This is a genomic window from Staphylococcus rostri (genome assembly GCF_002902145.1).
GTDB lineage: Bacteria > Bacillota > Bacilli > Staphylococcales > Staphylococcaceae > Staphylococcus > Staphylococcus rostri.
In genome coordinates, this window is the sequence record NZ_PPRF01000054.1 from 23,320 (window position 1) to 32,973 (window position 9,654).

The 9,654-nt window shown below is 38.7% G+C and carries 12 protein-coding genes and 1 riboswitch; of the genes, 9 read left to right on the forward strand and 3 right to left on the reverse strand.

The genetic code is table 11. The features are described 5' to 3' along the window. Window positions 1–18 precede the first annotated feature (18 nt). The 4 genes from CD122_RS08350 to fabZ all read left to right on the forward strand — a co-directional run bounded on the left by CD122_RS08350 (window position 19) and on the right by fabZ (window position 2,661). Window positions 19–423 carry a F0F1 ATP synthase subunit epsilon gene (locus CD122_RS08350; protein WP_103358531.1) on the forward strand — a complete coding sequence of 135 codons (405 nt, stop codon included), beginning with the start codon at window positions 19–21 and terminating at the stop codon, window positions 421–423. A 161-nt stretch (window positions 424–584) separates the two neighbouring features. Continuing rightward, window positions 585–815, forward strand: coding sequence for a DUF1146 family protein (locus tag CD122_RS08355; RefSeq protein ID WP_103358532.1), 231 nt, complete (start codon window positions 585–587; stop codon window positions 813–815). A 90-nt stretch (window positions 816–905) separates the two neighbouring features. Continuing rightward, window positions 906–2,171, forward strand: coding sequence for a UDP-N-acetylglucosamine 1-carboxyvinyltransferase (gene murA, locus CD122_RS08360; RefSeq protein WP_103358533.1), 1,266 nt, complete (start codon window positions 906–908; stop codon window positions 2,169–2,171). Window positions 2,172–2,220: 49 nt separating this feature from the next. Continuing rightward, window positions 2,221–2,661 carry a 3-hydroxyacyl-ACP dehydratase FabZ gene (gene fabZ, locus CD122_RS08365; protein ID WP_103358534.1) on the forward strand — a complete coding sequence of 147 codons (441 nt, stop codon included), beginning with the start codon at window positions 2,221–2,223 and terminating at the stop codon, window positions 2,659–2,661. Between the two features lie 37 nt (window positions 2,662–2,698). Here the strand turns inward: fabZ and CD122_RS08370 are convergent, their stop codons facing one another. After that, window positions 2,699–3,133, reverse strand: coding sequence for a YwpF family protein (locus CD122_RS08370; RefSeq protein ID WP_103358535.1), 435 nt, complete (start codon window positions 3,131–3,133; stop codon window positions 2,699–2,701). A 189-nt stretch (window positions 3,134–3,322) separates the two neighbouring features. Between CD122_RS08370 and CD122_RS08375 the strand changes: the two genes are divergently transcribed. The 5 genes from CD122_RS08375 to yidC all read left to right on the forward strand — a co-directional run bounded on the left by CD122_RS08375 (window position 3,323) and on the right by yidC (window position 7,293). Beyond that, window positions 3,323–3,676 (forward strand): single-stranded DNA-binding protein, encoded by a 354-nt coding sequence (locus CD122_RS08375; RefSeq protein WP_240624148.1) that lies wholly within the window; start codon window positions 3,323–3,325, stop codon window positions 3,674–3,676. A gap of 255 nt (window positions 3,677–3,931) precedes the next feature. Further along, window positions 3,932–4,031, forward strand: a riboswitch (TPP riboswitch). A 66-nt stretch (window positions 4,032–4,097) separates the two neighbouring features. After that, on the forward strand, window positions 4,098–4,904 hold the full coding sequence (thiD, locus tag CD122_RS08380) for a bifunctional hydroxymethylpyrimidine kinase/phosphomethylpyrimidine kinase (RefSeq protein WP_103358537.1): 807 nt from the start codon (window positions 4,098–4,100) through the stop codon (window positions 4,902–4,904). A gap of 2 nt (window positions 4,905–4,906) precedes the next feature. Continuing rightward, window positions 4,907–5,710, forward strand: a complete 804-nt coding sequence (thiM, locus tag CD122_RS08385) for a hydroxyethylthiazole kinase (protein ID WP_103358538.1) — start codon at window positions 4,907–4,909, stop codon at window positions 5,708–5,710. Beyond that, on the forward strand, window positions 5,700–6,338 hold the full coding sequence (gene thiE, locus CD122_RS08390; protein ID WP_103358539.1) for a thiamine phosphate synthase: 639 nt from the start codon (window positions 5,700–5,702) through the stop codon (window positions 6,336–6,338). The genes thiM and thiE overlap by 11 nt, the downstream gene beginning before the upstream one ends. A gap of 88 nt (window positions 6,339–6,426) precedes the next feature. After that, the gene (gene yidC, locus CD122_RS08395; protein WP_103358540.1) at window positions 6,427–7,293 is read left to right on the forward strand and encodes a membrane protein insertase YidC; all 867 of its coding nucleotides are present in this window, start codon (window positions 6,427–6,429) and stop codon (window positions 7,291–7,293) included. Window positions 7,294–7,356: 63 nt separating this feature from the next. On the opposite strand, the gene CD122_RS08400 is transcribed toward yidC, so the two are convergent. Continuing rightward, entirely contained in the window at window positions 7,357–8,010 is a 654-nt protein-coding gene (locus CD122_RS08400) for an HD domain-containing protein (RefSeq protein ID WP_373694263.1), read from the reverse strand. A gap of 17 nt (window positions 8,011–8,027) precedes the next feature. Then, window positions 8,028–9,515 carry a cardiolipin synthase gene (gene cls / locus CD122_RS08405; protein WP_103358541.1) on the reverse strand — a complete coding sequence of 496 codons (1,488 nt, stop codon included), beginning with the start codon at window positions 9,513–9,515 and terminating at the stop codon, window positions 8,028–8,030. Window positions 9,516–9,654: the final 139 nt, after the last annotated feature.

A 9,654-nucleotide genomic window follows, 5' to 3' on the forward strand; every position in this document is an offset into this window, starting at 1 on the left:
AATTAGGAGGCTTGGATAATGAATACATTAACCTTAGATATCGTCACTCCTAATGGTTCTGTTTATAAAGAAGACAATGCGGAAATCGTTGTCTTACAAACAACAGCAGGCGAAATGGGTGTGATGCATGGTCACATTCCGACGGTTGCGCCATTAAAAATCGGTCATATCAAAGTGACAAAAGACGGTAAATCCGACTATATAGCTGTAACTGAAGGATTTGCGGAAATTCGACGTGAAAAAATCAATATTTTAGTCCAATCAGCTGAATCAGCAGAGGACATTGATTTAGAGCGTGCGAAGTCGGCGAAACAGCGTGCAACATTTTATCTTGAAGGCGACAAAGAAGATACGGACAAGAAACGTGCTGAACGTGCTTTAAAACGTGCAGAGAACCGTATTGAAGTAGCCAAATTCAAATAATATTTCCAATAAAAGAAGGTTTAGCGTGTGATGCGCTAAACCTTCTTTTAACATTCTCTAAAATATTGAAAAGTATTGTGTAATATATAAGCACTAATAGTATGATTTAGCGATAAAATCATGTAAAATTAATGTAGATTTGTGTGTAGAGGAGCAACAACATGGAATATTTAGGTCAGTTTGCGATTGCACATATTATAATGCATGTGCTCTGCATTTGTGTTGCCTATTGGGCATTGAATGCACTTAGGTTAGAGCAATTTTTTAAAAAAGGGTATCCCGTTCAAGTACAAGTTGCACTCATATTTTTTGCAATTGTCATTGGGACCGGTGTCAGTAATTTTGTTATAGACTTACTGCAATTTTCAACACAAATTAAATATTTATTTTAGCAATGCATTTGCTGTATAAGATTAAGACAGTCAAATTTCAATTTTAATATCAACGAAAGTGTGTAGAGAGATAGTGGAGGATTTTTGAAGATGGATAAAATTATAGTACGAGGCGGCAAAACATTAAAAGGAACTGTAACGGTAGAAGGTGCAAAAAATGCCGTTTTACCAATTATTACAGCATCATTATTAGCAAGCGAAGGGAAAAGTGCATTGCGTAATGTTCCCCCATTAAGCGATGTAGAGACAATTAATAACGTATTAAGTGTGCTAAATGCAGATGTAGCATATGATCCCGCAGCACAAGTTGTAACAGTTGATGCAACGGAACAACTTAGTGAAGAAGCACCATATGAATATGTGAGTAAAATGCGCGCGAGTATCCTTGTAATGGGACCATTATTGGCACGTTTAGGTGTTGCAAAAGTTGCTTTACCAGGCGGCTGTGCAATTGGTTCACGTCCAATCGAGCAACATTTGAAAGGCTTTGAAGCATTAGGTGCGGAAATTCATCAAGAAGCAGGATTTATCCATGCGACAGCACCAAACGGACTTGTTGGTTGCGACATTCATTTGGATTTCCCAAGTGTAGGTGCAACACAAAATATTATTATGGCGGCAGCATTAGCAAAAGGGCGCACAGTTATGGAGAATGTTGCGCGTGAGCCTGAGATTGTAGACTTAGCGAACTATATCAATGAAATGGGTGGCGATGTCAAAGGGGCTGGAACTGATACAATCGTGATCAATGGTGTTGAGACGTTACATGGAGTATCACATGCGATTATTCCTGACCGCATTGTCGCAGGAACACTCATGATTGCAGCAGCGATTACTCGAGGCGATGTATTCGTAAAAGGTGCAATTAAAGAACACATGACAAGCCTTGTGTACAAACTTGAAGAAATGGGTGTAGAACTTGAATATCTTGAAGACGGTATTCGTGTGACAGCACCTGAACAATTAAAAGCAGTAGACGTGAAAACATTACCACACCCTGGATTCCCAACAGATATGCAGTCGCAAATGATGGCACTGTTGTTAACAGCTGAAGGGCATAAGATTGTCACAGAAACAGTATTTGAAAATCGCTTTATGCACGTGGCAGAATTCAAACGTATGAACGCCAATATTTCAGTTGAAGGTCGTAACGCTAAGATTCAAGGTAAGAGTCAATTACAAGGTGCGCAAGTAAAAGCGACAGACTTACGTGCGGCAGCTGCGTTGATTTTAGCTGGCCTTGTTGCTGAAGGCGAAACAACTGTAACAGAATTAAAACACCTTGATCGTGGTTATGTAGACTTCCACGGTAAGTTGAAAGCACTCGGTGCAGATATTGAGCGTGTTAATGCGTAAGTAGTCGTATATAAATAGACACGATGGCATCTTTAGGAGGTAAAGTTTAATGGAAACCATTTTTGATTATAATGAAATTAAAAAAATCATCCCACATCGTCAACCATTTTTGTTAATTGACAAGGTGGTCGAATACGAACCGGGAAAACGTTGTGTAGGTATTAAGCAAGTATCAGGAAATGAACCTTTCTTCCAAGGTCATTTTCCAGACTATGCGGTAATGCCAGGGGTACTTATCACAGAAGCACTCGCACAAACAGGTGCCGTTGCGATGTTAAATAGTGAAGAGCATAAAGGGAAATTGGCACTCTTCGCAGGTATCGATAAATGTCGATTCAAAAGACAAGTTGTGCCAGGAGACACATTGACATTAGAAGTGGAAATTACAAAAATTAAAGGACCAATCGGCAAGGGAACAGCGAAAGCGACTGTTGATGGTCAACTTGCATGTAGCTGTGAATTAACTTTTGCACTACAATCACCTGAATAAAGCAAGTTATAGAAAAACGCCAGAAGTGTACATACACTTACTGGCGTTCGTCTTTTAAGCGTGGTTTTGATTGCATCATGCGGTTGAAAGTCGTTGTTAATTCTTGGCCTTCTAAACCTTCTTCAACAAGTTGTTCTAACAAGCTCTCTGCATAGACTTGGCGCAACGTATAAATATGACATTCAAAAATAACAGAGATTTTATCTTTGAGTTGTGTAATATGTTTAATCGTCGCATCGAATAACGCTGGATCGTTGGAAGGGCGTGTAATGACAACGCGAATATTTAATAGCGCATTGTCTTCCATGTAAGCGACCATTTCTTCTTTATGAATATCAGAAATGACAATCTCGAGCAACCAACCTGTGCCACGATCTTCCTTATTAATGATGACACCATCTAACAATTCATACTCAGTCACACTGCTGTTCTCGGATACAATTTGAAAACGAACGGCTTTAAATGTTTTCATGTAACCACCATCCCCTAAGTTTTTAAATTCTACGTTTTTTTAATATACATCTTTCATTATAGCTTAAATAGACGTGACATTATCAGTCAAGTCGAAAAAACTTCAAATTGTTGCTTATTTATAGTGCCACAAAGTGATGAATCCCAAATTGCTTTTTAAAGTGCAGAAGGATTATGATACTTGCAGGAGGTGATAAGCATCAATCAAATTAAAGCAATTGGCACTGTCTCTAAAGCACCCAAGTATTATGAAAAGCCCGGCAGCCAGTTTATTTCATTTACTTTGGCAGTCGAACGTAGCTACAAAGGGAAAGATGATCGCACCATTTTTGACTACTTAAATTGTAAAGCATTTGGTCCTGTTGCAGTACAAATTGATGAAGCAGTCAATCAAGGTGACATCATTTCTATTGAAGGCTACGTAACTACACGTCGTTATCAATTTAATGACGAAAAGCGCTTTGCAACAGAAATTGTTGTCGAATCTGTTGAAAAGTGTGAAGTCCCACCCTGTATAGAACCCATCGATATGACCCTTGCCTAGTTCTATCTATCATACCTATACCCTAATCTTAGACATTCCACCACCTATTTATTGTTAAAAACCACTCTCTCAAATTAACTCCGGGAACTCTCTTAATTGCGATTTTAAACGAACGATTTCTGTATTATTCCAAAGGCGGGTTGCACAATGCGTAAGGCGTGGACCCGTCTTCATACATATCCCAAAAGTTAGATAAGCAAAGCATTCATTTGAAAAAGGGGGGCTAATTTGCTACATTTAAGTAAATTCATAACATATGACTACTAGGGGCGCCATTGGCTGAGATGAATTGATATTCGAACCCTTTGAACCTGATTTGGTTGATACCAACGTAGGGAAGTAGATATTTTCGGATCAAAGAATCACGATTTTTGATGCCCCAAGTAGTCTTTATGAATCATATGACTTGGAGGTAATCAAAATGCAAAAACCTAAAATTGCTTTAACGATAGCAGGAACAGATCCATCTGGTGGTGCAGGTGCCATGGCAGATTTGAAGTCATTTCACGCTTGTGGTGTGTACGGCATGAGTGCCATAACGAGCATTGTGGCACAAAATTCTCTTGGTGTGCAACATATCCATAATCTTGAGCCGTCTTGGTTAGAGGAACAGCTGGAAAGTGTTTTTAATGATGAACCACCACATGCTCTAAAAACAGGGATGATTCCAACGCCTGAAATGATGGCGATTATCGAGCAATATTTAAAGAAAATTGATATTCCTTATGTAATAGATCCCGTTATGGTCGCAAAGAGCGGCGATTCTTTAATGGCCGACGCAGTACGTAAACAATTAAAAGAAACGTTACTACCTTATGCAGATGTTGCAACACCGAATGTTCCAGAAGCAGAAGAAATTTCAGGTATCAAGTTAGAGAGTGTTGATCAAATACATCAGGCGGGACGCTTTTTTATTCATGAAGTCGGTGCAAAAGGTGTCGTAATTAAAGGTGGCCATCTTAAAGGTGACGCGACAGATTATCTTTTCACGCGTGATGGTCACTACACATTTAGCAATGAACGTTATCCAACTGAACATACACATGGGACGGGATGTACTTTTTCGGCAGTGATTACAGCAGAACTTGCGAAAGGACGTTCAGTGTATGATGCGGTTGCCAAAGCAAAAGCATTTATATCTCTTGCAATTCAACATACGCCAGAGATTGGGCGTGGCAGAGGTCCAGTGAATCACTTTGCCTATCAAGCAGCTAAGGGATGGGATTAAACATGGATTATTTAGCAACAGTACGTGAAGCACAACCACTTGTTATTTGTTATACGAATGATGTTGTGAAGAACTTTACAGCGAATGGTTTATTGAGTTTAGGTGCAAGCCCTGCAATGAGTGAGGCGCCTGAAGAAGCGGCTGATTTCTTTAAAGTCGCGCAAGGATTGTTGATTAACATAGGCACATTGACGCAACAGCGTGGTGAAGATATGTTGAAGATTGCCAAAGAAGCCAATAAGCAAGGTGTACCAATTGTCTTTGACCCTGTTGCAGTAGGTGCGTCTCAGTATCGCAAAGATTTTTGTCGGCGCTTTTTGGAAGAAATTCAAGTTACGGTCATTAAAGGGAATGCGTCAGAAATACTCGCATTAGTCGATGAGACTGCTACAATGAAAGGGACAGATAGTACCGTTGATAATGCCTCATTTGAAATTGCCGAACGCGCGCATCGTAAATACAATGCAGCGATTGTGATGACCGGTGAAACGGATATCATTGTCCAAGACGGCAAAGGTGTGGCATTAGCTAATGGAACCCGATTATTAGCGAAAGTGACAGGAACAGGTTGCTTATTAGGAGCGGTTGTTGCAAGTTTCCTATTAAAAGATACGCATCCAAGCATTGTGCAGTTAGCTTCAGCTGTTTCATACTATACGATTTCAGCAGAACGCGCGACATCAAGTGCGGGTGGCGATTTACCGGGTACTTTTGCGACAGTCTTTTTAGATGAGTTAAATCAAACGACGACGGCATGTTTTCAACAAGAGATAAAAAAGAGAGAAGTGAAGAATCATGACATTTGATCGGAAACAACTGCGTGTCTATTTTATTGCGGGGACACAAGATGTGAAGCAAGGGACATTAGAGAACATTCTTGAAGCGGCATTAAAAGCGGGTATTACAATGTTTCAATTTCGAGAAAAAGGGCCTTCTGCATTAACTGGAGAAGCGAAAAAAGAAAAAGCATTGGCATTGCAACGTTTATGCCAGTCATACAATGTTCCATTTATTGTTAATGATGATGTCGCGCTTGCTTTGGAAATCGATGCAGATGGGATACATGTAGGACAAGATGATGCAGAAATTGAAAGTTTTTATGCACAAGCTCAAGATAAAATCATCGGGTTAAGTGTTGGGAATTTTGAAGAATATGATCAATCTGACTTAACGCATGTAGACTATATCGGTGTAGGTCCAGTCTACAAGACACAATCTAAAAGCGATGCCAAACAAGCAGGCGGTATTGAAATGATTCGTCGTATGCGTCGCTATGATGAGGAAATTCCTATTGTCGCAATAGGCGGTATCACAGAAGAGAATGTCGCGTCTATTGTTAACAATGGCGCGGATTGTATCGCAACAATTTCATCGATTACACAAAGTGAAAATATTGAAAACTCTGTGTCACGTTATTTACAGTATTTCAAATAAATGCACTTTATTACCTTGAAATATTTCCACCTAAATAAGTTATATGATAAAATGACATTTATGTGAATAATACTATTGAGGTGGAAAAATGAAGAACAAAGCGCTATTAACGATGCTTTTAGGTATCACTGTGTTATTAGCTGGTTGTGACTATAGCAAGCCTGAAAACCGTAATGGCTTCTTTTACAATACGTTTGTACAACCAATGGATAGCTTAATTCATTGGATGGGTCATCAATTAGATAATAACTACGGTCTTGCGATTATTATTATCGTATTAGTTGTACGTATCGTATTGTTACCATTAATGTTATCAAACTACAAAAACATGCATATGATGCGTGAAAAAATGCAAATCGCAAAACCAGATATTACAGCAGCACAAGAGAAAGTAAGACGTGCGCGTACACAAGAAGATAAATTGGCTGCTAACCAAGAAATGATGGCAGTCTATAAAAAATACAATATGAACCCAATGTCTAGTATGATTGGTTGTTTACCATTGATTATCCAAATGCCAATCATCATGGGATTATATTTCGTCTTGAGATACCCAACAGGTGGCGGTATTACAAAATACTCTGATTTCTTATGGTTCCAATTAGATAAACCAGACATCTGGATTACATTGATTGCCGGTATTCTTTACTTCTTACAAGCATATGTATCACTTTCAAATATGCCACAAGAACAAAAACAAATGGGTTATATGATGATGATCATCTCTCCAATTATGATTATCTGGATTTCATATACATCAGCGGCGGCATTAGGTCTATACTGGTCTGTATCGGCTGCATTCCTTGTTGTTCAAACATACTTCGCGAACGTTGTTTATAGCAAAAAAGCGAAGGAAGAAGTTGCCCCATTAATTAAAAAAATGGAAGCAGAGAAGAAACAAGCTGGTAAAGTCGGCAAAAATACACAAGTTGTCTCTAAAAAGAAAAAGAAATAATGAATATTAAAAAACGCTCGTTTGAGTAGTTCATGGAATATGACTACTTAAAAGAGCGTTTTATTATAGGGTGTTGCTGTCCCATTCGTCGAAAAACTGTGTTAGGAATTGCTCGAGAAATTGATGACGTTGCATCGCTATTTCTTTAGCTTCTGGGGTGTTCATCATGTCTTTTAGCAATAACAGTTTTTCATAAAAATGTTTAATGGCGGAAGGTGCCAATGTATCTATATTGACTGTATGTTGGTCCAATGCGTCTTGTGTGGCTTCACCCGTCCACATTGGCTCTTTAAAGTGACCAGCAAATTGGAATGTGCGGGCAATCCCAATTGCGCCAAGTGCATCCAGACGATCGGCATCTTGGACAATTTGCGCTTCAATCGTTTCGAGTTTGCCGGCTTGTTCAGTTTTACGAAAACTCATATATTGGATGATGTAGCGAATGGCGTCTTGGTGTTCAAGAGAGACGCCTAAATCAGTCATAAATTGATTGAGTGTACGATAGGCATCTTCTGCATTCACTAACTTATCGTCTACTGTATCGTGTAACAAGGCGGCCATTTCAATGACATAGTGATTCGCTTTCGGATAGGCTTTCGCTAATGATTTTGCCAGCTTGTGAACACGTGTTACATGTGCAATATCGTGCCCAGTGGTGTCTTGACCGTGTACACATGTCATATAATCATAAGCCGCTTCAATATGTGTGTGCATCATTCTCTACCTCTTTATAACTATAATATCGGTGACAATAGTTGGCTGATAGATTCTTTAAATTTAATCCATAAGCCACGTTGTGCATAACGTTCTTGCGTCAATTGTGAACAAACTTCTAAATCTTTCTCAAAGGTTTCACGTACTTGTTTTGCGACATCTTCATTATAAATAAACGCATTGACTTCAAAGTTTAATGTAAAGCTACGATGGTCCATATTCGTTGTACCAACGCTCGTGATTTCATCATCTATCGTCATTGTTTTCGCATGTAAAAAGCCGTTGTCGTATAGATGAACATTTACTCCCGCTTCTAATAAGCTCGCGACGTTTTTGTATGTTGCCCAATAAACGAATGGGTGGTCAGGTTTGTTCGGAATCATAATATTAACGTCCACACCACCAAGTGCTGCAATTTTAACGGCATCCATAAACGCACCATCGGGTATGAAGTAAGGCGTTTGAATATAAATTGATTTCTGTGCCATGGAGATCATTTTAAGATAACCATATTTCACTTGTTCCCATGATTCGTCGGGACCGCTTGATGCGATTTGAACGCCTGTATTATGTTCGGTATTAACGTGATTCTCAGGGAAATACTTCGGATCGTACACGATATTATTTCGGTGTGATTGGGAATTCCAGTCCAAAATAAAACGCAACTGTAAGGCATTAACAGCTTCACCTTGAATACGCAAATGTGTATCACGCCAATAACCAAATTTTTTCGATAGACCTAAGTATTCCTTACCAACATTAAAGCCTCCGACATAACCGATTTTGCCATCAATCACGACGATTTTACGATGGTTACGGTTGTTCATACGCAAGTTGATAAGTGGTAATTTTGAAGGGAAGAACGCTTCAACTTGCCCACCTTTTTCACGAAATACTTTAAAATCACGCAGCTTTAATGTACGCGACCCCATATCATCGTATAACATTTTTACTTCTAGACCTTCATCTAACTTTTGTTCTAACAGTGATAAAATCTCGCCACCAAGCATATCATTACGGAAAATGTAATATTGTATATGGATATATTTCTGTGCTTGTCGAATATCTTCTTTTAGGCGATCGAACTTTTGATGCCCGTCTGTAAGCAGTTCGATTTCGTTATGATTTGTGTAGAATGCGGCGTTGTTATACAGCAACATTTGAATCATATGACTATAAGATTTTAAGTGAGGGTTGTCCGGATCAAAGGTACCTTCTTTTAGTTCTTTCAGTTGCTCATTGACCATCTTTTCTAAACCGATACGATCAGATTCGTCTAGTTTGAATAGCGATTTACGCTGTATTTGACGACCAAACAATAGGTATAAGATGAAACCTAAAATTGGTAACAGACCCAAAACGAGAATCCACGCCCAGATAGACTCGGCACTGCGTCTCTCCATGAAAATAATTGTGAATACAAAGGATAAGTTCAGAAGAAACAGACCAATGAATATATAATTACCAATAGCGTTACCGTCGAATAAAAATGAAAAAAGTATTTCCATGGAATTGTCTCCTTTTCTTTATATCTTTTTCATATTGTAGCACTTTTTTATATAAAAGATAATGAAATCATATTTATTGACGTATACCTATATAGGGTATATTATAAACGTATCAGATAAAGCAATGATGAATTGAGGG